Source organism: Leucobacter musarum subsp. musarum (genome assembly GCF_001273845.1).
GTDB lineage: Bacteria > Actinomycetota > Actinomycetes > Actinomycetales > Microbacteriaceae > Leucobacter > Leucobacter musarum.
In genome coordinates this window covers 68793-93478 of the sequence record NZ_JHBW01000064.1, presented here as the reverse complement: position 1 = coordinate 93478, position 24686 = coordinate 68793, and the positions used below count along the sequence as shown (strand labels likewise).

Sequence of the window (24686 nt, the reverse complement as noted above, 5' to 3'; positions counted from 1 at the left end):
TCCCCTATCCGGTCGTCAGTGTCCTGTATTCGCCAGAGTCTATTCGATCCGCTCACGATATTGAAACGCTTCAATAACGACTTGGAAACCGTGTTGACTTCGACTTGACGCATTTCGATCGCCGTGCGTAAACTCAGGCTCACTGATATTGAAACGATTCATTGATCGATTGTTCAATCGGTCGTCGATCCGTTTCAGCAACACCCTGAGATGCCCTTCCAATGGCAGGAAGTCGTGAGTTCAATGAAGAAACCACCCGCTGGCGAGCCGCTGCTCGAACTGCGCGGCGTTGCCAAGGCCTTCGGCCAGGTGATCGCGCTGCGCGACAGCACGCTCGCTCTGCACCCGGGATCAATCCACGCCCTCGTGGGCGAGAACGGCGCCGGCAAGTCGACGCTCGTGAAGATCATTGCCGGCCTGTACCGCCGCGACTCGGGCGACTTCCGGCTCGACGGCGAGACCGTCGACTTCGCGTCGACCGCCGAGTCGAAGGCCGCCGGCATCGCCGTGATCTACCAGGAGCCCACGCTCTTCCCCGACCTCTCGGTCACCGAGAACATCTTCATGGGCCGCCAGCCTCGCGGCCGCTTCGGCCGCATCGATCGCGCCGCCATGCGCACCGAGGTGCAATCGCTGTTCGCTCGCCTCGGCGTGGCCATGGACCCGGATCGCACGGCCGACGGGCTCTCCATCGCCGACCAGCAGATGATCGAGATCGCGAAGGCCATCTCGCTCGATGCCCGCGTGCTCATTATGGACGAGCCCACAGCAGCTCTCTCGGGGGTCGAGGTCGATCGCCTGTTCCAGGTGGCCCGTGCACTGCGCGATGAGAACCGCGCCCTCGTCTTCATCTCGCACCGCTTCGACGAGGTGTTCGCGCTCTGCGACACCATCACCGTCATGCGCGACGGCAGCTACGTGTCGACCCGCGCCATCAGCGAGACCGACCCCGACAGCGTGGTCGCCGAGATGGTCGGCCGTGAGATCACCGAGCTCTTCCCGAAGCTCGAGACCGAGGTCGGCGAGCCGCTGCTCGTCGTCGAGGGGCTCACGAGCCCCGGCGTCTTCAACGACATCAGCTTCACCGTGCACTCCGGTGAGATCGTTGGCCTGGCCGGCCTCGTCGGCGCCGGCCGCAGCGAGGTCGCTCGCGCCGTGTTCGGGGTCGACGGGTACCGCAGCGGCAGCGTGCAGGTCGCGGGCAAGAACGTCGCCAAGGGCAAGCCGACCGCCGCCATGCGCGCCGGCCTGGCACTGGTTCCCGAAGATCGTCGCAAGCAGGGCCTGGTGCTCGAGTCGAGCGTCGGCCGCAACACCACCTCGGTGATCTTGGATTCGCTGGCGAAGCTCGGCATCGTCACGACCGGCGCGGAGAACCGCGCCGCGCGCCCGTGGTCAGAGAAGCTCGAGGTGAAGGCCAACGCGCTCACCACGATCGCCGGCACCCTGTCGGGCGGCAATCAGCAGAAGGTCGTGCTCGGCAAGTGGCTCGCCACCGACCCGCGCGTACTCATCATCGATGAGCCGACCCGCGGCATCGACGTCGGCACGAAGTCTGAGGTGCACCGCCTGCTCTCGACCCTCGCCAGCCAGGGCATGGGCGTGCTGATGATCTCGAGCGAGCTGCCCGAGGTGCTCGGCATGGCCGACCGCGTCGTCGTCATGCACGAGGGGCGCATCACCGCGACGATCGACCGCGAAGACGCGACGCAAGAGAACGTGATGCGTGCCGCCACGCACAGCGCGAACGCAGATACGGAGCAGCACGCATGAGCGCCACCACCCTGAATGCCCCGAGCGTCGGTTTCGGCGCGATCGTCGGGCGCCTGACCCGGGCTCGCGAGGCCAGCATCTTGCTTGCCGTGCTGCTCGTCGTCGCGGCCGCCACAATCAAGAACCCGAACTTCCTGTTCTCGACCGACGGCTACCGCGACCTGTGGCTCACGCCCTCGCTGCTGCTGCTCGTCGCGGTCGGCCAGGCGGTCGTGCTCATCACGCGCAACGTCGACCTGTCGGTCGGCTCCATCTTGGGCCTCAGCGCATACCTCACCGGTCGTCTGTTCATCGACATGCCGGGCCTGCCGGCGATCGTCGTGGTGCTGATCGCCATCGTCTTCGGCGGCCTGCTCGGCTTGATCAACGGTGCACTCGTCGCCTTCGCGAAGGTGCCCGCGCTCGTCATCACACTCGGCACGATGTACGCGTTCCGCGGCATCAACGTGCTCTGGACGGGTTCTGATCGCATCAACGCCTCCGACATGCCCCGTGGCTTCCTGGCGCTCGGCACCGCGCAGGTCTTCACCATTCCGGTACTCACGATCATCGCCCTCGTCGTGCTGATCGCGGTCGCGTGGTGGATGAAGAACACGCGCGCCGGTCGCGAAAGCTACGCCATCGGCTCCGACCCCGATGCGGCTCACCTCTACGGCCTGCCCGTCACCCGCCGCATTCTCGTCGCATTCGTGCTGTCGGGCGCGCTCTCCGGCTTCGCCGGCGTGCTCTATGCCGCGCGCTACGGCACGATCAACTCGCAGGCGGGCTCGGGCTGGGAGCTCGACGCCATCGGCGCAGCGGTCATCGGCGGCGTCGCGATCTTCGGCGGTGTCGGCTCGGTGTGGGGCGCGGCCATCGGCGCCTTCCTGCTCATGACCATCAACCGCGCCCTCCCCGTGCTCGGTGTGCCCGACTTCTGGCAGCGCGCCGTCGTCGGCGTGCTCATCATCGGAGCCATCGTGCTCGACCGCGTGCTGTCGCTCAGACAACATCGCAAACTCATCGAAGAACGGGAGACGCAGCGATGACCGCGATCACCACCGCCACCGCGACGACCGGCATCCGCCACATCGCGGACTACGACCGCCCCCTCTGGCAGCGCCTGCTGCTGACCCGCGAGAGCGCGATTATCGCCCTCTTCGTCGTGGTCGTGCTCGTCGCCGCGATCCTGGTGCCGAACTTCGGCAGCAAGATCACGATGACCTACCTGCTGCTCGACATGTTCCCGATTCTGATCATCGCCCTGCCGATGACCGCGATCATCGTCACCGGCGAGATCGACCTCTCGGTCGCCAGTGTGGTCGGGCTCTCGAGCGTGCTCACCGGTGTGCTCACCCAGGCGGGCGTGCCGTTCGGGATCACCATCGTGCTCGCCATCGCAGCCGGTGCGGTGGGCGGCGCCATCAACGGCTGGCTCATCACCGCCGTCGGGCTCCCCTCGCTCGCGGTGACGATCGGTACGTTGGCGCTCTACCGCGGCATCGCGGTCGGCCTGCTCGGCACCACCGCGGTCACCGACTTCCCGTCGTTCTGGACCGACCTGGCCAAGGAGAAAATCGGCTCGACCGGCATTCCCGTCGTCATCGTGCTCTTCGTGCTGCTCGCCGCTGTCTTCACAATTCTGCTGCACTTCACGAAGTTCGGTCGCGGGGTCTTCGCGATCGGCCTCTCGCCCGAGGCTGCGCGCTTCTCAGGCGTCGACGTCGCCCGCACCAAGATGGTGCTGTTCGTGCTCAGCGGTGCCGTTGCCGCACTCGCCGGCATCTACTACACGCTGCGATACGGCAGCGCTCGCGGCGACAACGCGACGGGCATGGAGATGCAGGTCATCGCGGCAGTGCTGCTCGGCGGTGTCTCGATCTTCGGCGGCCGCGGCGCATTGCACGGCGTCATCGCCGGCGTGCTGCTCATCGGCGTGCTCGGCAGCGCGCTGCGCCTCGCGAACGTCACCTCCGACGTCATCAACATCATCACCGGCGTGCTGCTCATCGCCGCCGTGATCTCGACCAGCGTCATCGCAGCATTCAAGAACCGGCGAAAGACCGGCAGAAAGCTGCAGATCGCCGGCGCACGGGCCGCCACCACGGCCTGACCCTGACTCTCACGACCCACCACACCCACACCCCCGCACTCGCGGGCCAGGAAAGGAAACACCGAACGATGTGGTTCACGAAGAATAAGAAGAAGGCGGGCGCGGTTCTCGCGCTCGCAGCCAGCGCAGCGCTGCTGCTCTCGAGCTGCTCCACCGGCGGCGGCGACGCGGGCGACGGCGGATCGGACTCGGGTTCGGGCGGATCCGGCGCCAGCGTCACCTTCCTGCCCAAGAACCTCGGCAACCCCTACTTCGATACGTCGAGCAAGGGCGGCAAGGCAGCCGTCGAGGCCTTCGGCGGCACCTTCAACGAGGTCGGCCCCACCGAGGCAACCCCCGACGCGCAGGTGAGCTTCATCAACACCGCGACGCAGCAGGGCGTCGACGCGCTCGCCATCTCGGCGAACGACCCGAAGGCCATCTGCGACGCGATCAACGAGGCACGCGATAACGACGTCAAGGTGGTCACGTTCGACTCCGACACCAGCGCCGACTGCCGCGACCTGTTCATCAACCAGGCCGATGCCGAGGGCATTGCAAAGGTGCAGGTCGACATGATCACCGAGCAGATCGGTGACAAGGGTCAGATCGCGATTCTCTCGGCCGCGGCGAACGCGACCAACCAGAACGCCTGGATCGACCTCATGAAGGAAGAGCTCAAGGCCAACCACCCCGACGTCGAGCTCGTCGAGACCGTCTACGGCGACGACGACGATCAGACCTCGTTCGACAAGACCGCCGCGCTGCTCCAGACCTACCCGGAGCTCAAGGGCATCGTCTCGCCGACCACCGTCGGCATCGCCGCAGCCGCGCGCTACGTCTCGACCTCGGACGCGAAGGGCAAGGTCGCAGTGACCGGCCTCGGCACCCCGAACCAGATGCGCGAGTACGTCGAAGACGGCACCGTCACCGAGTTCGCACTGTGGAACCCGGAGGATCTCGGCTACCTGACCGCCTACGCCGCCAACGCACTCGTCTCGGGCGAGATCGAGGGCAAGGAGGGTGACACCTTCACCGCCGGCGACCTCGGCGACTTCACCGTGGGCAAGGACGGCGTCGTGCTGCTCGGCGACCCGTTCCGCTTCAACGCAGACAACATCGGCGACTTCGACTTCTAAGCCGCCACGGGGCGGGGGCCGGATCGGTTGCGATCCCGCCCCCGCACCACCCCGCTCTGTCACGCAGTTCCGCAGCACCGCACCACCGCACCACCGCCCCACCCCGCGCAGGCCAGGCCGCGCCCCACCAGACTCGGAGACTCCCATGCGCGTGTGCTTCCAAATGCAGGTCAAGCCCGACCGCCTGGCCGAGTACGCCGAGCACCACGCGGCCGTCTGGCCCGACATGCTCGAGGCCATCGCCGACGCCGGCCGCCGCAACTACTCGCTCTTCCTGCGCCCCGACGGGCTGCTCATCGGCTACTACGAAACCGATGACGACGAGGCCGCGCAGCGAGCGCTCGAAGCCGACCCCCGCACCGCCACGTGGGAGGCGAAGATGGCCGACTACTTCGTCGCATCGACCGGCCGCCCCGACCAGGAGGCCCCCCGACTTCCCGAGGTGTTCAACCTCGAGGACCAACTCGCCCGCCACCACGCGAGCACGAATCGCGCATAGCGCAGTACCGGAAAGAAAGCGCAGATCATGAGCTCACTGTTCACCCCTGAAATCCAGCAGACCCTCGCCCAGCAGGCGATCGAGGTGCCGTCGTGGGCCTACGGCAACTCGGGCACGCGATTCAAGGTCTTCGGCACGCCGGGCACCCCGCGCGACCCGTTCGAGAAGATCGCCGACGCCGCCGAGGTGCACCGCGTCACCGGCCTCGCGCCCGCCGTCGCGCTGCACATTCCGTGGGATCTCGTCGACGACTTCGCGGTGCTACGCAAGCACGCGGAAGACCTTGGGGTCGAACTCGGCACGATCAACTCGAACACGTTCCAAGACGACGAGTACAAATTCGGCGCCCTCACCCACGTCGACGCCGCCGTGCGCCGCAAGGCCATCGACCACCACCTGAAGTGCATCGACGTCATGGACGAGACCGGATCGCGCGACCTCAAGATCTGGCTCGCCGAGGGCTCCAACTACCCGGGTCAGGCCGACATGCGCGGCCGTCAGGATCGCCTCCAGGAGTCGCTCCAGGAGATCTACGCACGCCTCTCCGCCGACCAGCGGCTCGTGCTCGAGTACAAGTTCTTCGAGCCGGCTTTCTACCACACCGATGTTCCCGACTGGGGCACCTCGTACGCGCAGGTGTCGTCGCTCGGCGAGAAGGCCATGGTCTGCCTCGATACCGGCCACCACGCACCCGGCACCAACATCGAGTTCATCGTGATGCAGCTGCTGCGCCTCGGCAAGCTCGGCTCGTTCGACTTCAACAGCCGCTTCTACGCCGACGATGACCTCATCGTGGGCGCGGCCGACCCGTTCCAGCTCTTCCGCATTCTCGTCGAGGTCGTGCGCGGCGGCGGGCTCAACAACCCCGACGTGGCCTTCATGCTCGACCAGTGCCACAACGTCGAAGAGAAGATCCCCGGCCAGATCCGCTCCGTGCTCAACGTGCAAGAGATGACGGCCCGCGCCCTGCTGCTCGACCGCGACGCCCTCGGCGCTGCTGAGGCCGCCGGCGACGTGCTCGGCGCCAACGCCGTGTTCATGGACGCGTTCTACACCGACGTGCGCCCCGCACTCGCCGAGTGGCGCGAGTCGCGCGGCCTGCCCGCCGACCCGATGGCCGCCTACGCCGCATCGGGCTACCAGCAGCGCATCAACGCCGACCGCGTCGGCGGCGCTCAGGCCAGCTGGGGCGCGTAGTCGCTGACTTCCTTGCGATCGGGGTAACTTCGGACCGGTGTTGGGGCGGAATCGCCGTGTCACACTGGTCCGAAGTTACCCCGATCGCACTGGGTGGGGGCAGCGGGGCGCAGGCGCTCAGCAAGCGATCAGCGCGATGTGGCCGCTAGACGCGATCGACGTCGACGCCGAGTGCGCGCCAGGGCGCGGCGTCTGCCTCACTGAATTCGTCATCGGTAATGAGGCGATCGACCGCCGAGGCGGGAACCACGCTGTGCTGACCGAACCCTGACGCCTTCGAAGAGTCGAACAGCCCGACGACGCGGTTCGCCGCCAATGCGATCGCCCGTTTTGTTTCCGCCTCGGAGAACGAGCGCTCGAGCAGCCCCTGCTCGGGCGAGAGCGCCGAGACCCCGAGAAACGCCATGTCGATAGTGCCGTAGCCGCGCAGCAGTTCGGGCGGAAAGCCGACCGTCGAGAATGAGGTGCGTCGCACCGTGCCGCCGAGCATCACGACCGCCGGGCCGGAGCGCTCGGCGAGCTGGCTCGCCACACGCAGTGAATTCGTCACCACCGTCGCATCCGCCCGCTCGGCGAGCTCCAGCGCGAGGTAGTAACCCGTCGATGACGAGTCGATCGCGATCACCGCTTCGCGTTCGACCAGCTCGGCCGCGCGACGGGCCACCGCGCGTTTGGCGGTCACGCGCTGCCCCAGGCGCTCGGCCAGCGGCCCCTCTTCGCCGGTGCGCAACCGGGCGCCCCCGCGCACGCGCTCGATCAGCGCGCTGCGCACCAATCGTTCGAGATCTTTCCGAATCGTGACTTCCGAAACCCCGACCTGTTCGGCGAGTTCGACGACCGGCACCTGTTCGCGGCCCTCGAGAAGGTCGAGAATGCGCTCATCGCGTTGATCTGCCGGTGGGGTCATAGTTGTTGATGATACCGCGATCCAGCACCCCGAGTGCGAGTTTCGAAACGCATCTCCTTTCAAACGGAATCAGTTGTACTTGTTTTCGAAAGCTCAAGTGCCTATGGTTGACTCGTACCCATCGGATCTCGAAAGGCCGCCAATGACGCACACCGATCCCACCGCCCAGGCACTCATCGCCCGCTCGAACCGACTGGGCGCCGATAAGAAGAATACGAACTTCGCCGGCGGCAACACCTCGGCCAAGGGATTCACGAAAGATCCCGTGACCGGCGACGACGTCGAGCTCATGTGGGTCAAGGGGTCGGGCGGCGACCTGGGCACGCTGACCGAGGCCGGCCTCTCGACGCTGCGCATCGACCGCCTGCGCGCACTCGTCGGCGTGTACCCGGGCCTCGAGCGCGAGGACGAGATGGTGGCCGCACTCGACTACTGCCTGCACGGCAAGGGCGGGGCAGCACCCTCGATCGACACGGCCATGCACGGCCTCGTCGACGCCGCGCACGTCGATCACCTGCACCCCGACTCCGGCATCGCCATCGCGACCGCCGCCGACGGCGAAGCCCTCACCAGCACCATCTTCGGCGACAAGGTCGTCTGGGTGCCGTGGCGCCGCCCCGGCTTCCAGCTCGGCCTCGACATCGCGGCGATCAAGGCCGACAACCCCTCGGCGATCGGCTGCATTCTCGGCGGCCACGGCATCACCGCGTGGGGCGACACGAGCGAAGAGACCGAGCAGAATTCACTCTGGATCATCGACACCGCTGCGGCGTACATCGCCGAGCATGGTGCTCCTGAGCCGTTCGGCGCCGTCGTATCCGGCTTCGAGCCCCTGCCCGAGGCTGAGCGTCGCGAGCGTGCCGCGCGCCTCGCCCCCGTCGTGCGCGGCATCGCCAGCACCGACAAGCCCATGGTGGGTCATTTCACCGACGCCGACGCGGTGCTCGACTTCCTGTCGCGCGAGAAGCTCGCCCCCCTCGCCGCACTCGGCACCAGCTGCCCCGACCACTTCCTGCGCACCAAGGTGAAGCCGCTCGTACTCGATCTGCCGACGTCGGCAACGATCGACGAGCAGATCGCGCGTCTCCAGGAGCTGCACGCGGCGTACCGCGACGACTACCGTGCGTACTACGAAGCGCACGCCGACGACGCGAGCCCGGCCATGCGTGGCGCCGACCCGCTCATCGTGCTCATCCCCGGAGTCGGCATGTTCAGCTACGGCGCGAACAAGCAGACCGCACGCGTGGCCGGTGAGTTCTACGTCAACGCGATCAACGTCATGCGCGGCGCCGAGGCGCTCTCGACCTACTCCCCGATCAGCGATGCCGAGAAGTTCCGCATCGAGTACTGGGCGCTCGAAGAGGCGAAGCTGCAGCGCTTGCCGAAGCCGAAGTCGCACCAGGGACGCATCGCGTTCGTAACCGGCGCGGCATCGGGCATCGGCAAGGCCATCGCAACGCGCCTCGCGGCCGAAGGCGCCTGCGTCGTCGTCGCCGACCTCGACCTCGAGAAGGCGCAGGCCGCAGCCGCAGAGCTCGGCGGCACCGACGTCGCGATCGGCGTCGCCGCGAATGTCGCGGACGCGGCAGCCGTGCAGGGCGCCATCGACGCCGCAGTGCTCGCCTTCGGCGGCATCGACCTCATCGTGAACAATGCGGGCCTGTCGCTCTCGAAGTCGCTCCTCGACACCACCGAGGCCGACTGGAACCTGCAGCACGACGTCATGGCAAAGGGTTCCTTCCTCGTCTCGCAGGCTGCGGCACGCGCCATGATCGCCCAGGGCCTCGGCGGAGATGTCATCTACATCTCGTCGAAGAACAGCGTCTTCGCGGGCCCCAACAACATCGCCTACTCGGCGACGAAGGCCGACCAGGCGCACCAGGTGCGACTGCTGGCCGTCGAGCTCGGCGAACACGGCATCCGCGTCAACGGCATCAACCCTGACGGCGTGGTGCGCGGGTCGGGCATCTTCGCCGCCGGCTGGGGCGCCAACCGCGCCGCGACCTACGGCGTCAAGGAAGAAGATCTCGGCCAGTTCTATGCGAACCGCACGATCCTCAAGCGAGAGGTCGTCCCCGAGAACGTGGCCGACGCCGTGTACGTGCTCACCGGGCCCGAGCTGACTCGCACCACCGGCCTCCACATTCCGGTCGACTCCGGCGTCGCGGCGGCGTTCCTGCGATGACTACTCCGGCTTCTGACTCGACGGTCAACGCAAGCGGTGCCAGCGGTTCGACCGCCGGCACCGCTGTCGCGGCCGTCGACCTCGGGGCGACCAGTGGGCGCGTCATCGTCGGGCGAATCGTGCAAGGCGCTGATGGTGCCGAACTGCACACGCAGCACATTGCACGATTTGCGAACGACCCCGTGCGCACGCCTGACGGTCTGCACTGGAATTTTCTCGAGCTCTACCGCCAGGCACTCCAGGGTCTGGCCGCCGCCGAGCGCAGCGCTCCCGGTGAGATCGCGTCCGTGGGCGTGGATTCCTGGGCAGTCGACTACGGACTGCTGCGCCACGGTCGGCTCCTGGGCATCCCATTCCACTACCGCGACGCGCGTTGCGACCTCGGCGTCGCCGCCGTGCATGCCCGCGTACCCGCCGACGAGCTCTATGCACGCAACGGGCTGCAGCACCTCACCTTCAACACGATCTTCCAGTTGGCGGCAGAAGACGGGCTCCTGGAGGTCGCAGAACGCGCGCTCCTCGTACCCGATCTCTTCAACTATTGGCTGACCGGCGTCGAAGCTGCCGAGCGGAGCAACGCGTCGACGACTGGCCTGCTCGACCCGCGCACCCGCGAATGGGATCTCGAGTTGGCGGAGGCCGCCGGCATTCCCGCACGCATCCTGCCTCCGCTCATCGAAGCCGGTGAGCGACTCGGTCAGATCACAGAGGAAGCCGCCCGGGTGATCGGCCGGTCATTCGACGTCGTTTCGGTCGCATCGCACGACACCGCTTCAGCAGTCGCCGCCGTGCCAGCCACTCGCCCAGACTTCGCGTACATCTCGTGCGGCACCTGGGGTCTCGTGGGCTTGGAGCTCGATGCTCCAGTGCTCACCGACGAAGCTCGAGAGGCCAACTTCACCAACGAAGGCGGGCTCGAAGGCACCACGCGATTCCTGCACAACGTGATGGGCACCTGGCTCTTCTCCGAGTCGCTCCGCTCCTGGGAGCCTGGCGCGACCGACGCTCAGCGTTCGAGTCTACTCGGAGAGCTTCTTGCCGAGGCCGCAACGCTCACCGGCCCCGCGCCGGTGTTCGATGCGAACGACGCTCGGTTCTTCCCGCCCGGAGACCTCCCCGAGCGCATTGTGGGCTGGTTCACGGAGCGAGGCGAACGCGCACCCGAAGGCCGAGCCGAGATCCTGCGCTCCATCACCGAGAGCCTTGCGGTGGCATTCGCCGATGCGGTCACCACCGCGAGCCGCCTCGCCGATCGCGAGGTATCGGTGATTCACGTCGTCGGCGGCGGGTCCCAGAACACACTGCTCTGCCAGCGCCTCGCAGATCGATCCGGTCTCGAGGTGCTCGCCGGCCCCGTCGAGGCGACCGCAATGGGCAACCTGCTCATTCAGGCGCAGGCGCTTGGGCTCATCGCACCCGGTCTCGCCGAGCTGCGCGCCGTCGTAGCTCGATCCACCGCTCCCATCCGTTACATCCCGAGTTCTTCGTAAGGTTTCAACCATGGTCTCCCGTCAGCTTCCCAACCCCAAAGAGCTCTTCGAGCTCATGCAGTTCAAGCGCCCCGAACTCGACGGCAAGAAGCGCCGCCTCGACTCGGCGCTGACGATCAACGATCTGCGCACGATCGCGAAGCGCCGCACCCCGAAAGCCGCCTTCGACTACACCGATGGTGCTGCCGAGGGCGAGCTGTCGCTGGCGCGCGCCCGTCAGGCGTTCGAAGATGTCGAATTCCACCCCGGCATCTTGAAGCCCGCCGCCAACGTCGATACTTCTGTCGAGATTCTCGGCGGCACGTCGGCGCTCCCCTTCGGTATCGCTCCGACCGGGTTCACTCGTCTCATGCAGACCGAGGGCGAGATCGCCGGCGCCGGCGCTGCAGGGGCCGCAGGCATTCCGTTCACGCTTTCGACGCTCGGCACGACCTCGATCGAGAATGTGAAGGCCGCGAACCCCGAGGGCCGCAACTGGTTCCAGCTCTACGTCATGCGCGACCGCGAGATCTCATACGGCCTCGTGCAGCGTGCCGCCGAAGCCGGGTTCGACACCCTGCAGTTCACCGTCGACACCCCCGTTGCGGGCGCCCGCCTGCGTGACAAGCGCAACGGCTTCTCCATTCCGCCGCAGCTCACCCTCGGCACGATCGTCAACGCGATCCCGCGCCCTTGGTGGTGGGTCGACTTCCTCACCACGCCGAAGCTCGAGTTCGCGTCGCTGTCGACCACCGGCGGCACCGTCGGCGAACTGCTCGACGCGGCAATGGATCCGACGATCAGCTTCGACGACCTCCGCGTCATCCGCGACATGTGGCCGGGCAAGCTCGTCGTCAAGGGTGTGCAGACCGTGGAAGACGCCGCGAAGCTGACCGACCACGGCGTCGACGGCATCATCCTGTCGAACCACGGCGGGCGCCAGCTCGACCGCGCACCGATCCCGTTCCACCTGCTGCCGCAGGTCGTGCGCGAGGTCGGCGAAGACGCGACCGTGATGGTCGATACCGGCATCATGAACGGCGCCGACATCGTCGCGTCTATCGCGCAGGGTGCGAAGTTCACGCTCATCGGCCGCGCCTACCTTTACGGTCTGATGGCCGGTGGACGCGCAGGCGTCGACCGCACCATCGCGATCCTGAAGAGCGAGATTGAGCGCACCATGAAGCTGCTCGGTGTCTCGTCGATCGAGGAGCTCGAGCCGGCGCACGTCACCCAGTTGCAGCGCCTCGCGCCGGTCGAGCCCGGCCTCGCCGCCCGCGCCCGCGCGGGCCTGTAACTCGTCGGGCCGCACGCGGCCCCTCGATCACTCCCCCAGACTGCGAACGCGGTCGGCCAGCGGATGTCGCGCCCACGACGCCCGCCGGCCGGCCGCGTTTGCGCTGTCTGCGGCGTGTGCGGCGCGGTGCGGCGTAGCGGCTGCCGCAGCGCCTCCTCCGCGCCACCCAGTCTCCGACTCACGCGATCGGGGTAACTTCGGACCAGTATTTAGGCTCTCAACCGTCTGAGCACTGGTCCGAAGTTACCCCGAACGTGCGATACGACGGCGACCGCCCACACGCCCACACGCCCACGCGCCCACGCGCCCACGCTGATGATGCGCTCACAGTGCGCGGATTGCCGCTTGCTCTCGCGCGCTCTCCATAGATTGCTCAGAATGGCGAATTGCAGTATCTCCTGAGCTTGAAGCTAACCGCATGACTCGTCGCCGCCCACTTCATCTCAATCCCCGCGTGTACCGAACTTCTGAGCTCCGAGAGCACGGGGTCTCGGCGCAAAGGCTGCGTGCCACCGACATTCGCCGCATCGCACGCGGCTATGTTATTCATCCTGCACTGCAATTCGACCCGTTCGATTATCGGCAGCGCTGCATTGCAGTGGCAGAAACACTGCGTCAAGGCCACTTCATCTCGCACCGATCTGCCGCCATCCTGTGGGGAGTGCCCGCGCCAATGGCCCCTGGCGGACGCGTCGATGTGTCCTCCTTCAGCCCGCTCAAAGCGCCACAGACCCGCATCGTGTCGGGGCATCGGGTCCGAAACGGATCGGTGGAATGGGCAGAGATCGGCGGGATCATCACACCGACACCGGCCGACATCTGGTGCCAACTCGCTGCAGTCGTCACGTTCGAACAGCTGGTCGCCGCAGGTGACTTCCTCATCTCTGGCGCACCGATCGTTGACGTCTCCGCACGCTCGCACGCGGCTCAGCGGCGCACGCCACCGCTCTGCACACTCGACGACATCGAGCGAGCTCGCCGACGCCATCAACGCACCACAGGCTCGCCTCTTCGGCGCCGGGCTGTCTCGCTGCTGCGGGCTCCCGTTGACTCACCGCCTGAATCGTATCTGCGTCTGGCGATCCTCCGCGCACCACTCCCCGAGCCCATCGTGAGCTGCCCCGTTGCGACACGCGAACGTGTGCTCTTCGCCGATCTCGGATACCCCGAGCTTCGCATCGCAATCGAGTATGAAGGCAAATACCATTTCGCCAACGCAATGCAGGTGAAGTTCGATCTGCGCCGTCGGCGAGCGATGATCGATGCTGGCTGGACAGTATTGCAGGCCACCGATGAGGATCTGGCGGACCCCACGGACTTCATCGCCGCGCTCGCCCGCGCGATCGCTGTGGCGACCGCAGCACAGCGCTAGGTCGCCGATCGGGGTAACTTCGGACCAGTGTGGAGCGCCATTTGAGCGTCAACACTGGTCCGAAGTTACCCCGATCCGGAAAGAGCAGAACGGCCGAGCGGCGGAGCGGCAGAAGGCCGTGCGGCAGAACGGCGGAGCAGCAGCAGCGGCAGCGCCCACCGCCCCGCCGCTCACCCGTGGTGCACGGGGTGGCGGCGTTCGAGCGCCGCGCCCTCCACGTCGACGTTGGGAATGATGCGGTCGAGCCACTTCGGCAGCCACCAGGCGCCTCGCCCGACGAGGTGCATGAGCGCCGGCACGAGCAGCATGCGCACGATGAACGCGTCGAACAGCACGCCGAGCGCGAGCCCGAGACCCATCGACTTGATCATCACGGACTCCGAGGCGATGAAGCCGCCGAACACGGCGACCATGATGACGGCGGCCGCGATCACCACGGTGCGCCCCGCCCGGAAGCCCTGCGCGACCGCAAGCCGCGCCGGCGCACCGTGCGCATATGCCTCACGCATGCCGGTGGCGAGGAACAGCTGGTAATCCATCGCAAGCCCGAACAGAATGCCGACGAGGATCACCGGCAGGAAGCTCAGGATCGGCCCGGGGTTGTGCACGCCGAGCAGACCGCCGAGCCAGCCCCACTGGAACACCGCGGTGACGGCCCCGTAGGTCGCGAACAGCGACAGCACGAATCCGCCGGTGGCGAGCAGCGGCACGAGCAGCGACCGGAACACCATCACCATGATGAGGAATGAGAGCCCCACCACGACGGCGAGGTACTGCGGCAGCACGTTCTGCAGGCCCTCGGAGATGTCGATGTTGATCGCAGCCTGGCCAGCGACGCCGAGCGTGATGTCGCCGCCGTCGGAGCTGATCGCGGGCAGCGCCCGCAGGTCGCGCACCAGAGCCTCGGTCGATTCGCTGTTCGGCCCCTCGGCGGGCACGACCTGGAACGCTGCCAGCCGGTGGTCGTCGGAGACGGCGACCGGCGCGACGGCGACCACGTCGCTCTGCTCCGCGAGCAGGCTGGCGACGTCGACCTGCGCGTCGAGCACCCCGTCGTCGTCGAGCCCGTCGGGCAGGTCGGCGGTGATGAGCAGCGGCCCGTTGGCCCCCTCACCGAACGCGTCGTTGGTCAGGGTGTAGGCGCGGTACGCGGTCGATCCGGCGGCTTCGGAGCCACCGTCGGGCAGCCCGAGGCGCATCGACATCGAGGGGATCGCAATGACGAGCAACACGATGACCGAGACGACGGCGGTCAGGATCGCCCGAACGTTACTCATCGGCTTCACCGAGCGCATCGGATCAGGTGCCGTTCCAGGCTCGTGCGCGGCAGCCTCGGCGGCGCGAGCGCGCGCTCGACGGCTGAGCACGCGGGTGCCGGCGATCCCGAGCAGTGCCGGGGTCAGCGATACCGCGATGAGCACGGCGACCGCGACGCTCACGGCTCCCGCGGTGCCCATGAGCCCGAGGAAAGGAATGCCGGTGATGTTCAGCGCGAGCAGCGCCACGATCACGGTCGTACCGGCGAAGACGACCGCGTTGCCGGCGGTGCCATTCGCGAGCCCGATCGATTCTTCGACGCCGGCACCCTGCAGCAGCTGGCGGCGGTGACGATAGAGAATGAACAGCGAGTAGTCGATGCCGACCGCGAGCCCGAGCATGACGCCCAAGATCGGCGTGACCGAGGCCATCTGTACGAGCCCCGAGAACGACAGCGTGGCCATCGCCCCGACGCCAACGCCGACGAGCGCGGTGACGATCGGGAATGCTGCGGCGAGGATCGAGCCGAGCACGACGATCAATACGATCGCCGCGAGCAGCACGCCGATCGCTTCGCCGACCCCGAGAATCTCGGGAACGCCCTGCGAAATGTCCGTCGACAGCGCCACGTCGACGCCGTCAATTGCGGTGCCCTCGAAGTGCTCGATCACCGCGTCCTTCGACTCCTGCGAGAGATCGAGGCGGGGCTCCGTGAACGAAATGTTGACGAGCGCGGTCGTGTCGTCGTTCGAGACGAGGCGAATATTCTCGGCGAACGAGGCGAGTTTCGCGCCCTGGTCGAGCTTGACCTGGTTCGCGTCGAGCTCGGCGACGCCGGCATCGACCTGCTGCTGCTGCGCATCGAGTTCGGCGTTGCCGGCATCGAGCTGCTGCTGCTGGGCTTCGAGTGCGGCGAGCTGCGGGGCTCGTGCTTCGTCGGGCATCTCGATCGCGGCGAGCTGCGCGTTCGCGGCGTCGAGCTGCGCCTGGCCGTCGGCGATCTGCTGGCGTGCGGCTTCGAGCTGCTGTTGGCCGGCCTCGGCCTGCGCGCGACCGTCGTCGAGCTGCTGCTGCCCGTCGAGGAGTTGCTGCTGCTGGTCTGCGAGCTGCTGCTGGGCTTCGAAGGGATCGATCACATCGGCGACGTCGGGCAGATCTTTCGCGCCCGCCGCGAGCTTCGTGATCTCTGCGCGCTGTTCGTCGGTGAAGGCCTTGCGGTCAGTGGAGTGGAACACGACGGTTCCTGACGCACCGCTGAAGTCGGGCAACGAATCTTCAAGCTCTTCGAGCACCTTGCCCGACGCCGTGCCGGGCACGTCAAAGCTCGAGCTCAGCCCCTTGAACCCGATAAGGAAGCCGCCGACCGCAATCCCGACGATCACCGCCCAGGCGATGATCACGGTCCAGGCGCGCCGCGCGGCGAACGTTCCCAAGCGGTGCAGCAACTCGGCCATGCAATCTCCCTCAGCTCACGGGACGACCGAGATACCGGTCGCCATCGTCTTCGACCAGCATGGGTAAGATAACACGGACCGTCTCGTCTTTACTGGACGAATCGAAACGACGCGCTCGAAGACCTCACTAACCGGCGCACCGCGCCGAACTGAACCGAACTGAACCGCCTCGCACCGCCTTGAAAGGAGTCACCGTGACCGCTTCCACGCGCTCCGGCCCGGTACGCAGTGAAGCTGCACGACGGGCGATCCTGACGGCGGCCGTCGAGCTGCTCGCCGAACGCGGGTACGACCATCTCGCCATCGAGGGCATCGCGGCGCGCGCCGGCGTCGGCAAGCAGACTATCTACCGCTGGTGGCGGTCGAAGAGCGCGATCATCGCGGAGGCGCTGCTCGAGGGCATGATCTTGCGCGAGCGACTCGATCTGCCGAACACCGGCGATGTGCGCGCCGACCTCGGCGCGTGGCTCAAGGCCATCGGCGAAGTGCTGCTCAGCCCGCAGGGCGAGGGGCTCGCTCGTTCGCTCATCGCAGCTGCAACGGACAACGCCGATGTGGGGCGCCGGCTGCGCGATGCGATCGCGGGGTCGGGCGCGCTGTCGACGAGACTGCACGCCGCGACCGGCACGGAACCGAACCTCACGCCTGGCGCACCGATCGACGAGATCGCCGAGGCGCTCGTCGGGGCACTGCTGCTGCGCGCCCTCAGTCGCTCACCCCTGGATGACGCGGCGATCCGGGGCCTCATCACTGTCGCGCTGGGCCCAGAGGCCCCCTGAGTCACGCGCGGAAGACCCCATCGGCCGCGCGCTCCTGGTCACCGACCCTCGATGACTCAGCGCACGCGGTGACGCGCAACGCGATACTCGAGCCCGAGCTTCACACCGGCCCACTCGGGCTGCGTGATCGAGAACACCACGGTGTCGCGCACGTACCCAGCCGGGGGCCGCAGGTGCGCGCGAAGAATGCCGTCTTGCTTCGCACCGAGCCGTGCAATCGCCGCGCGCGACTGATGATTGTTGTGATCGGTGCGGAACTCGACCGCTGAGCAGCCCCAGACCTCGAACGCGTGCTGCAACAGCATCAGCTTGGACTCGGGGTTCGTGCCCGTCGCCTGTGCACTCAACGCGTTCCAAGTGGAACCGATCTCGACGCGCGGGGTGACCGCGTCGATGTTCATGAACGTCGTCATGCCGATGATGGCACCGGTGTCGTTGCGCCGAGCGGTGAACGGCAGCATCGACCCGGCCTCTTGCAGGCCGAGGCGACGTCGAATCTCCGCTTCCATCTCGTCAGGCGCCGGAATCGACGTGTACCAGACCTTCCACATCTCACCGTCAGCGGAGGCAGCGGCGAGCCCCTCCAGGTGATCGAGTGCAAGCGGTTCAAGGGTGACGAGGGCACCGCGCAGTGTGCCGGGGTGATCGAGAGCCATGTCGGTATTCTGCACCGACCCGCCGACAATGGGCGGTTCGCGCGCCGATCAGTCGGTGCCCGACACCGTGTCAGATGCGATCTTGGAGCCGGAATCGAGCAGGGCATCACGGCAGAGGCGCAGGATCGCCAATGCCTGCACCACGTCATCACTCGAGAGCCCGCCCGTCATCACCCGCGTGACCTCGCCGACGACCCGATGCGCTCGGATCAGGAGCTGCCCCGACGCCTCCGTCGGCATCGCTGCGCGCTCGCGCCGCGGTCCGGGCTCGGTCGAACGCTCGACGAGCCCGTGTTGCTCAAGTCCCTGCAGCAGCACGTTCATCGACTGCCGAGAGACGAACGCTCGACGCGCCAGCTCCGAACTCGTGAGCCCGGGTTGCTCGTGCAGCGCGTTCAGGCAGGCGTACTGCGGCACGCTCAGGCCGAGAGGTCTCAACGCTTCGGTCATGCGGAGGTGGAGCATGGCCTGAGCTTCTTTCACCAGCAGGCCGAGTTGATCGGCGGGCGCCATTCCATCCATGTCAACAGTTTGACACAGATTGCAAATCAGTGTCAGGATATTGACACACATACAACTTCATTCCGAAGGAGCCCTCATGACCCAGGCACCCGCGCTCGACTTCCTCTCGCTCCAGGTGCGCGACCGCGCCGCATCCGCCGACTTCTACGAGCGCCTCGTCGGCCTCACCGCACTGCCCGCTCCGAACCCCGTCGTCTCCCTCTTCACGACCGGTGGCCTCACGTTCGCCGTGCGCGACCTCTTGCCCGGCACCGACCTCGAGTCGGGGCAGCCCGGCGTCGGCATCGCACTGTGGTTCCATTCCGACGACACCCTCCGCCTGCACGATCGACTGGCAACCGCCGGCGTCGAGATCGCCGAGGCCCCCACCGACGGCAAGTTCGGGATGCAGTTCACCTTCGTCGATCCTGATGGATACCGAATGACCGTGCACTCGGCCGCGTAACCGAGCAATCGCCCTGCGCTTGGCGGGGTCGGCATGAGGGCAGCAACCCGCTCTTCTCAGCACTCAGCGGAAGATCTGCACTCAGAGGCACGAATTCAGCCAATACGGTTCCTCTGAGCGCAGATCGGCTACTGAACACGAGCATGCCCGGCGGAGGGGCCCATAGCCTCGGCAGTCAGTGCAATCTGCGGTCACACTCGACCGAATGTCGGTGGCCTGTGATGGGCTGGTGATCACGCGCCGACCGCATCGAGGGAGCCTCATGACCGAATCCATCAGCAGCACCTCCTTCGCCGACGCGCACGCCGCCTGGCACGCGCAGGTCGAGGCGGCGCGCGTCGCACCCTACGGCCCGCTGAGCGTCACTGCGCTCCACTGGCTCACTGCGACGCCGACTTCACTGCCCGGTCTCCCCGGAATCTGGAGCGCCGATGCCGACGGTGTCGCCACCGCGGTGCTCGCCGAATCCGACGGTGTGAGCCCTGACGGCGCCCCACTCTCTGGCGAAGTGCGCATCGGGCCGCTCACCGGCATCGAGTCGACCACGATCGTGTGGGGCGAGATTCAGATCGAGGTCGCCGCGCGCAGCGGGGCACTCGTGGTGCGGCCGCGCGATCCGGCCGCGCAGGATCGCATCGACTACGCCGGCACGAACACCTTCCCAGCAGATGAGCGCTGGGCCGTCACCGCCCGCTTCGCCCCCGCCGAGCCGCACATCGTCGAGGTCGGCAGCGCCGCGGGCGAGGGCCGCACCCAGCACTACGAGTCCGCGGGGTCAGCCGAGTTCGAGATCGACGGGCAGCCCGTCGCTCTGACGCTCTTCGGGTCACCCGAGGCCGGCAATCTGCGCGCGTTGTTCGCCGATGCAACCGGGGGCGATCTGACGTACCCCGCGGTGCGATTCGTCGGCGCGCAGGTGATCGACGCCGACACCGTGCGCATCGACTTCAATCGCGCGACGAACCCGCCGTGCGCCTACTCCGACGCGGCGACCTGCCCGTTCCCGCCGACCGAGAACCGTCTCGACGTGCGCATCGAAGCCGGCGAACTGCGACCCGGGGTCGCCCTGAGCGGCGCGTAGCCCAGCGCGACCGCCCGGGCGCCGGCAACTCGCCAACAGCCTCCACCTGCGTGTTCCGTCACACCGGAGAAATTCGCTCATGCGGTGCACCCTGCGCGGGTTCACTCGCGTGAACGAATTTCTCCTGCAGGAGCGTCAGCACACCGGGAGCACCCGGTCCCCCCAGCAGACTCAAGCCACCGCGATGTCGTGCAGCTCGGCTTCGAAGCCGCGATTCGCAGTGGCAGCGGCAGGAGCACCGGCAAGGGTGTCGACGATCGCCCGCGCCACACGGTCGTGCATGCGGAAGGGCAGCGAATCGAGGCCCGGTCGCGTGAACGCACCGCCGCTCGGTGCGGCGACAAACGGGCCGAGCGCGAACTCGGTGTCGCTCCCAAGGATACGCCCGCCCGGCGCGACGCCGATCTGCCCCGTTGACGAGGTCCCCTCGGCGTCGGTCACCGAAAGCTCCGCCGCACGTCCAGTCGCGACGAGCTGGCGCAACAGCGCGTTGTCGCTCCGCGAGGCCCGCGCCTCGGGCAGCCACGCATCGATCAGCGTGCGCGTGGTGACGGTGGCGCTCGCGGTCACCGGAGACGCATCTTCAGCACCAGCGGCGAGCACGACGCTGCCGCGCGCGGTGAAGACCCCCAGTGCGTCGTCGGCGTCGAGCTCGACATCGCCTCCAAGAAAACGCACCACACCGGCTTCGGCGAGTGCGACGAGCTCCTCGAGCCGATGCCCGGGCGGGCCGCTCGCAAGGTAGCTGAAGTAGGTGTGCCAGCGGCGCGGCAGCAGGCTGGTGCGGCTGCGCGCGTTCCAGCGCTCGGGCGCCACCTCGGCGAGTGAAATGTACGCGAAGAGGCAGGTCATGAACAGCGCCTGGGTCGCGCTGTGATCTTGGCTCGTGCGGTGCCGCAGATCGGTGGCGATGTGCTCGATCACGCGGCGCTGCACCGCTGCGGCGCCGGCGTCGGCGTCGGCATCTGCCGAGACGCCAGCACCGGTATCAGCGTCAACACGAGCATCTGCACCAACACCAACACCAACACCAACACCAACACCAACACCAGCACCATCCCCACCCTCAGGCGCAAACGCGAGCGGCCGGTCGAACGCTTCGAGGTCGAATCGATGATCGGCGTCGGGCACGTGCTCGGCAATGAGGGCGGTGAGCCGCGGCGAATCCCAGCCGCGTTCTTCCGCGAGCGCTGCCCGAAGCGCGGGAGCGAACGCATCCCAGGAGCCGACGACGAGCTCGGGGTGCCCGGTGAAGAGTTCGCGGTAGTACCCGGTGACGAGTTCGGCGGCGATCAACGGCCACGCATCGTGCTCGAAGTCGAGAGGTTCGGTGCGCTCGGCGAGCTGCGCATGGAACTCGGCTCCGAGGTACTGCAGCGCAACGGGATCACCGACCATGCGACTCGTGATCTTCGAACGGTAGGGCACACCGCGGCGCGATCCGAAGTGCAGCACGGGTTCGCGCCCACTGGGAGTGTACGCGAGTGTGCCGTCGGCCCGCGTCGAGAATTCGCCACCTCGTCCGCCCGTGAGCATCACGGCGAGGTCGATGGCGGCGAGTCCGAGACCGCGCACGATCACCTCGGTGCCGGGCTCGATGAAGTCGAGGTCGAGTTCGGCGGTGAACGCCGGCGCGACGTAGTCGAGGCCATGACGTGCGGCGAAGGCTTCGAGACGCAGTGCGTCGGCCGAGGGGTCGGTGCCGTTGTGCCCGAGGGTGTAGACGACGAGGTCGGCGTCGATCGTCCGCCCCGAAGCAAGTTGCACACGATGCGCGGCGGGGCGATGCGCGGCGGGGCCATGCTCGGCAGAGCCATGCGCGGCCGAGCGATCCTGTGCAGGATCATCAGCAACATCAGCACCGGCACCAGCACCGATCGCCACCGCCGTGTCCTGATGCCAGGTCACGGAGAACGCGGGATCGGCTCGCCGCAGGGTCTCGTCGTACGCCCAGCTCAGGTAGGCGTTGTTGAGGCGTCGCGTCGGAAAATCGCGGTCGCCGATCTCGGCGATCTCGCGTTCGAGTGCCGCGTCGATCCACTCCGGTCGGGCGATGTCGCCCGCACGCACCGCACGCACCCACTCGGCGAGCGACGGGCCGGGAGCGATGGGCCCCTCAATGGTGCACGAGGCGTCGGTGAAGAATGCGACGTCTTCGAGCATCGAGTTGAGTTTGAGCAGCGGCGACTGCTCGCGACGCCAAATGCGCCCGCCGCCGGGTCGGTGCGGGTCGATGAGGTGCACCGCCACCGGGGTGCCCGGGGTATCGCGGGCGTGGTTCGCGATTACGCGTTCGAGCAGCATGATCGCGCCGGGGCCGGCCCCCACCCATGCGATGGTGACCGGCGCCGCGGTTGCGTGAGAGAACTGCGTCACGGCTTCGGAAGTCCCGGCGGATTGATGAGCGATTCAGCGACGGCCTCTTCTTCTTGGCCCCAACGCTCGAGCACGGCGTCGTAGGTGCCGTCGGCGAGCAGCGCGGTGAAGACGAGCTGCACGGGTTCGATGAGCCCGCTGCCCTTCGCGGTAACCGCCCCGACCTGGCCGTCGACCGGATAGGCGCTGTTGAACTTGCCGACGATGCGCGTGTCGCCGAGCGTGGCCTGTTGGAATGCGGCGAGGGCGTACGGCGTGATGTTCGCATCGGCGCGACCCGACGAGAGCGCGAGCGTCGCGGCGGCGGCGTCGTCGTAGTAAACGGGTTCGCCCGGGTCGATTCCGGCCTTTTCGTTCTGGTCGAACCAGTCGAGCAGGTACGCCTCTTGATTGGTGCCGCTGCCGACGATCACCTTGAGCCCGGAGACATCGGCGGGCTTCGAGATCTCGGTGATGTCCGATCCGTCGGCTACGGTGAACGCCATGACGGCGTCGCGATAGGTGGCGAAGTCGAAGAGCTCCTTCCGCTCTTCGGTCACACCGATGTTGGTGAGGGCGATGTCGTACTTGCCCGACTCGACGCCGAGCGGCCAGTCGGCCCAGGCGACGTTCTCGGGCGTGTATTCGAGTCCGAGCCCCTCGGCGAGGAGCGAGGCGAAGTCGGCGTCGCTGCCGAGAATGGTCTGCGCGTCGTCTTCGGCGAAGAATGTGGTCGGCGGGGTTCCCGCGCCGTTGATCGCGACGGTGAGCTTGCCGGGCTGCACCGGCTCGAAGCCGCTCGCCTTGAGCGCGGCGACGGCCTCTGGCACCGCATCGATGTGCGGTCGGGTGTCGAGGTTCGCGGTCGTGAGGTCGAACGGTGCTTCGGTTTTCACCGCGGTCTCGCCCGTCGACTTCGCGGCGGCGTCGTCTTCGGTGACCACCGCGGAGCAGGCGGTGAGCGCGAGGGTCGCAGCGGCCAGCAGGCCGACGAGCGTCGCGCCCCGGCGGGCGATTCGGGCGGTGGTGAGGGTGGTCACGATGTTCTCCAGAGTGTGTGGTGCGGTGATGCGGGATCACCTGGCCGTGCGTCGCTGCGCGTGCACGGTCGTGCAAGTGGTGCGAAGAGGGGTGCTGGGGCGCGCCGATCGACGCGCCCCAGCACGCGACCGCTACGGGCGGGGCAGTCCGGGCGGGTTGATGCGCGACTCGTCGATGGCCTCATCCGCGAGATTCCAGCGATCAAGCGCCTTGGCGTAGGTGCCGTCTTCGATGATCGAGTTGAGCACGATCTGCACGGGCTCGATGAGGCCGTTGCCCTTCGCCGTGGTGACACCGATCTCGGCGTTCTCGGGGAAGCCGCCGTTGAGCGTGCCGACGACCTTGGACTCGCCGCTCACGGCTGCGACGTACGATGCGGTCGGGTTCGGCCCGAAGATCGCGTCGACGCGGCCCGAGACGAGCGCGAGCTGGCCCGCCGCGTTGTCGTCGTAGTACACGGCTTCGCCGGGCTCGAGACCGGCCTTCTCGTTCTCGGCGAACCAGTCGAGCAGAATCTTCTCCTGGTTCGTGCCGCTGCCGACGACGACCTTGAGGCCGGAAACGTCTTTGGCTTCCTTGATCGAGTCGATGTCGCTGTCGGCGGCGACGGAGAAAGCGAGCACATCCTGGCGGTGCGTCGCGAAGTCGAAGATGTCTTTGCGCTCTTCGGTCACCGTGACGTTCGAGACGACGGCGTCGTACTTGCCCGACTCGACGCCGAGCGGCCAGTCGGCCCAGGCGACGTTCTCGGGGGCGTATTCGAGGCCGAGACCGTCGGCGACGAGGTTCGCGATGTCGGGCTCGATGCCGAGCAGGGTCGTGTTGTCGTCTTCGGCGAGGAAGCCGAGCGGGGCCTCGTACGCCGAGTGGGCGACGGTGAGCTTGCCGTCTTGGATCGGCGTGAATCCGCTTTCCTTGAGCGCCTCGACAGCCTCGGGCACGGGGTCGATGTGCAGTCGCTCGTCGGCGTTCTTGCTCGTCAGGTCGAAGGGCGATTCGCCCTTCGTGACCTCGCCCGAGTCGGCCTTCGCGGCGTCTTCATCGCTGACGACGGCGCTGCAAGCGGTGAGGCCGGCGAGTGCGAGTGCGGAGAGCGCGACGAGCGCGGAGCCGGTGCGAACCCGGCGTGTAATGGTGGGCATGCGTGATGTCCTTTGGGTCATGAAAGGGAATATGGGGGTGTTGCG

The 24686-nt window shown here is 67.3% G+C and carries 20 protein-coding genes; 13 read left to right on the top strand and 7 right to left on the bottom strand.

Annotated elements, in window-relative coordinates:
• Positions 1-243: 243 nt before the first annotated feature.
• The 6 genes from CH42_RS02445 to rhaI all read left to right on the top strand — a co-directional run bounded on the left by CH42_RS02445 (position 244) and on the right by rhaI (position 6679).
• A complete protein-coding gene (locus CH42_RS02445; protein ID WP_053351627.1) occupies positions 244-1773 on the top strand; it encodes a sugar ABC transporter ATP-binding protein in 1530 nt (509 codons plus the stop codon).
• Positions 1770-2801: an ABC transporter permease gene (locus CH42_RS02440; RefSeq protein WP_053351626.1), complete on the top strand. Its 1032-nt coding sequence runs from the start codon at positions 1770-1772 to the stop codon at positions 2799-2801. Before CH42_RS02445 ends, CH42_RS02440 begins: the two co-directional genes overlap by 4 nt.
• On the top strand, positions 2798-3865 hold the full coding sequence (locus CH42_RS02435; protein WP_053351625.1) for an ABC transporter permease: 1068 nt from the start codon (positions 2798-2800) through the stop codon (positions 3863-3865). The genes CH42_RS02440 and CH42_RS02435 overlap by 4 nt, the downstream gene beginning before the upstream one ends.
• 68 nt (positions 3866-3933) lie before the next feature.
• Entirely contained in the window at positions 3934-4983 is a 1050-nt protein-coding gene (gene rhaS, locus CH42_RS02430; RefSeq protein WP_053351624.1) for a rhamnose ABC transporter substrate-binding protein, read from the top strand.
• Positions 4984-5128: 145 nt separating this feature from the next.
• Positions 5129-5482, top strand: a complete 354-nt coding sequence (locus CH42_RS02425) for an L-rhamnose mutarotase (RefSeq protein ID WP_053351623.1) — start codon at positions 5129-5131, stop codon at positions 5480-5482.
• Positions 5483-5509: 27 nt separating this feature from the next.
• A complete protein-coding gene (rhaI, locus tag CH42_RS02420; protein ID WP_053351622.1) occupies positions 5510-6679 on the top strand; it encodes an L-rhamnose isomerase in 1170 nt (389 codons plus the stop codon).
• A 145-nt stretch (positions 6680-6824) separates the two neighbouring features.
• On the opposite strand, the gene CH42_RS02415 is transcribed toward rhaI, so the two are convergent.
• Positions 6825-7586 (bottom strand): DeoR/GlpR family DNA-binding transcription regulator, encoded by a 762-nt coding sequence (locus CH42_RS02415; RefSeq protein ID WP_053351621.1) that lies wholly within the window; start codon positions 7584-7586, stop codon positions 6825-6827.
• Positions 7587-7728: 142 nt separating this feature from the next.
• Here CH42_RS02415 and CH42_RS02410 point away from each other — a divergent pair, with 142 nt between their 5' ends.
• From CH42_RS02410 to CH42_RS16305, 4 genes are all read left to right on the top strand, one after another.
• Complete coding sequence (locus CH42_RS02410) at positions 7729-9771, top strand: bifunctional rhamnulose-1-phosphate aldolase/short-chain dehydrogenase (RefSeq protein ID WP_053351620.1); 2043 nt, start codon at positions 7729-7731, stop codon at positions 9769-9771.
• Positions 9768-11261 (top strand): rhamnulokinase, encoded by a 1494-nt coding sequence (locus CH42_RS02405; protein WP_053351619.1) that lies wholly within the window; start codon positions 9768-9770, stop codon positions 11259-11261. The genes CH42_RS02410 and CH42_RS02405 overlap by 4 nt, the downstream gene beginning before the upstream one ends.
• 10 nt (positions 11262-11271) lie before the next feature.
• Positions 11272-12537: an alpha-hydroxy acid oxidase gene (locus tag CH42_RS02400; protein WP_053351618.1), complete on the top strand. Its 1266-nt coding sequence runs from the start codon at positions 11272-11274 to the stop codon at positions 12535-12537.
• Between the two features lie 769 nt (positions 12538-13306).
• On the top strand, positions 13307-13909 hold the full coding sequence (locus CH42_RS16305; protein WP_156322445.1) for a hypothetical protein: 603 nt from the start codon (positions 13307-13309) through the stop codon (positions 13907-13909).
• 170 nt (positions 13910-14079) lie between these two features.
• Here CH42_RS16305 and CH42_RS02390 read toward each other — a convergent pair whose 3' ends face one another.
• Entirely contained in the window at positions 14080-16620 is a 2541-nt protein-coding gene (locus CH42_RS02390; protein ID WP_053351616.1) for an MMPL family transporter, read from the bottom strand.
• A 194-nt stretch (positions 16621-16814) separates the two neighbouring features.
• On the opposite strand from CH42_RS02390, the gene CH42_RS02385 reads away from it, so the two are divergent.
• Entirely contained in the window at positions 16815-17399 is a 585-nt protein-coding gene (locus CH42_RS02385) for a TetR/AcrR family transcriptional regulator (protein WP_053351615.1), read from the top strand.
• Positions 17400-17455: 56 nt separating this feature from the next.
• Here CH42_RS02385 and CH42_RS02380 read toward each other — a convergent pair whose 3' ends face one another.
• Both CH42_RS02380 and CH42_RS02375 read right to left on the bottom strand, forming a co-directional pair.
• Positions 17456-18055, bottom strand: coding sequence for a GNAT family N-acetyltransferase (locus CH42_RS02380; RefSeq protein ID WP_053351614.1), 600 nt, complete (start codon positions 18053-18055; stop codon positions 17456-17458).
• Between the two features lie 48 nt (positions 18056-18103).
• Entirely contained in the window at positions 18104-18577 is a 474-nt protein-coding gene (locus tag CH42_RS02375) for a MarR family winged helix-turn-helix transcriptional regulator (RefSeq protein ID WP_075205207.1), read from the bottom strand.
• Positions 18578-18653: 76 nt separating this feature from the next.
• Here CH42_RS02375 and CH42_RS02370 point away from each other — a divergent pair, with 76 nt between their 5' ends.
• Positions 18654-19022: a VOC family protein gene (locus CH42_RS02370; RefSeq protein WP_053351612.1), complete on the top strand. Its 369-nt coding sequence runs from the start codon at positions 18654-18656 to the stop codon at positions 19020-19022.
• A gap of 262 nt (positions 19023-19284) precedes the next feature.
• Entirely contained in the window at positions 19285-20103 is an 819-nt protein-coding gene (locus tag CH42_RS02365; RefSeq protein ID WP_053351611.1) for a DUF1684 domain-containing protein, read from the top strand.
• Positions 20104-20274: 171 nt separating this feature from the next.
• Here CH42_RS02365 and CH42_RS02360 read toward each other — a convergent pair whose 3' ends face one another.
• The 3 genes from CH42_RS02360 to CH42_RS02350 all read right to left on the bottom strand — a co-directional run bounded on the left by CH42_RS02360 (position 20275) and on the right by CH42_RS02350 (position 24641).
• Complete coding sequence (locus CH42_RS02360; RefSeq protein WP_053351610.1) at positions 20275-22479, bottom strand: FAD/NAD(P)-binding protein; 2205 nt, start codon at positions 22477-22479, stop codon at positions 20275-20277.
• The gene (locus tag CH42_RS02355; protein WP_053351609.1) at positions 22476-23498 is read right to left on the bottom strand and encodes a transporter substrate-binding domain-containing protein; all 1023 of its coding nucleotides are present in this window, start codon (positions 23496-23498) and stop codon (positions 22476-22478) included. The genes CH42_RS02360 and CH42_RS02355 overlap by 4 nt, the downstream gene beginning before the upstream one ends.
• A gap of 132 nt (positions 23499-23630) precedes the next feature.
• Positions 23631-24641 (bottom strand): ABC transporter substrate-binding protein, encoded by a 1011-nt coding sequence (locus tag CH42_RS02350; RefSeq protein WP_053351608.1) that lies wholly within the window; start codon positions 24639-24641, stop codon positions 23631-23633.
• Positions 24642-24686: the final 45 nt, after the last annotated feature.

What these genes read in the sequence shown, in the direction of transcription:
- CH42_RS02370 (WP_053351612.1), top strand. Translation starts at nt 18,654, where the DNA reads ATGACCCAGGCACCCGCGCTCGACTTCCTCTCGCTCCAGGTGCGCGAC.
- CH42_RS02440 (WP_053351626.1), top strand. Translation starts at nt 1,770, where the DNA reads ATGAGCGCCACCACCCTGAATGCCCCGAGCGTCGGTTTCGGCGCGATC.
- CH42_RS02425 (WP_053351623.1), top strand. Translation starts at nt 5,129, where the DNA reads ATGCGCGTGTGCTTCCAAATGCAGGTCAAGCCCGACCGCCTGGCCGAG.
- CH42_RS02380 (WP_053351614.1), bottom strand. Translation starts at nt 18,055, where the DNA reads ATGGCTCTCGATCACCCCGGCACACTGCGCGGTGCCCTCGTCACCCTT.
- CH42_RS02410 (WP_053351620.1), top strand. Translation starts at nt 7,729, where the DNA reads ATGACGCACACCGATCCCACCGCCCAGGCACTCATCGCCCGCTCGAAC.
- CH42_RS02405 (WP_053351619.1), top strand. Translation starts at nt 9,768, where the DNA reads ATGACTACTCCGGCTTCTGACTCGACGGTCAACGCAAGCGGTGCCAGC.
- CH42_RS02350 (WP_053351608.1), bottom strand. Translation starts at nt 24,641, where the DNA reads ATGCCCACCATTACACGCCGGGTTCGCACCGGCTCCGCGCTCGTCGCG.
- CH42_RS02375 (WP_075205207.1), bottom strand. Translation starts at nt 18,577, where the DNA reads ATGGATGGAATGGCGCCCGCCGATCAACTCGGCCTGCTGGTGAAAGAA.
- CH42_RS02445 (WP_053351627.1), top strand. Translation starts at nt 244, where the DNA reads ATGAAGAAACCACCCGCTGGCGAGCCGCTGCTCGAACTGCGCGGCGTT.
- rhaS (WP_053351624.1), top strand. Translation starts at nt 3,934, where the DNA reads ATGTGGTTCACGAAGAATAAGAAGAAGGCGGGCGCGGTTCTCGCGCTC.
- CH42_RS02415 (WP_053351621.1), bottom strand. Translation starts at nt 7,586, where the DNA reads ATGACCCCACCGGCAGATCAACGCGATGAGCGCATTCTCGACCTTCTC.
- CH42_RS02390 (WP_053351616.1), bottom strand. Translation starts at nt 16,620, where the DNA reads ATGGCCGAGTTGCTGCACCGCTTGGGAACGTTCGCCGCGCGGCGCGCC.
- rhaI (WP_053351622.1), top strand. Translation starts at nt 5,510, where the DNA reads ATGAGCTCACTGTTCACCCCTGAAATCCAGCAGACCCTCGCCCAGCAG.
- CH42_RS02365 (WP_053351611.1), top strand. Translation starts at nt 19,285, where the DNA reads ATGACCGAATCCATCAGCAGCACCTCCTTCGCCGACGCGCACGCCGCC.
- CH42_RS02435 (WP_053351625.1), top strand. Translation starts at nt 2,798, where the DNA reads ATGACCGCGATCACCACCGCCACCGCGACGACCGGCATCCGCCACATC.
- CH42_RS02400 (WP_053351618.1), top strand. Translation starts at nt 11,272, where the DNA reads ATGGTCTCCCGTCAGCTTCCCAACCCCAAAGAGCTCTTCGAGCTCATG.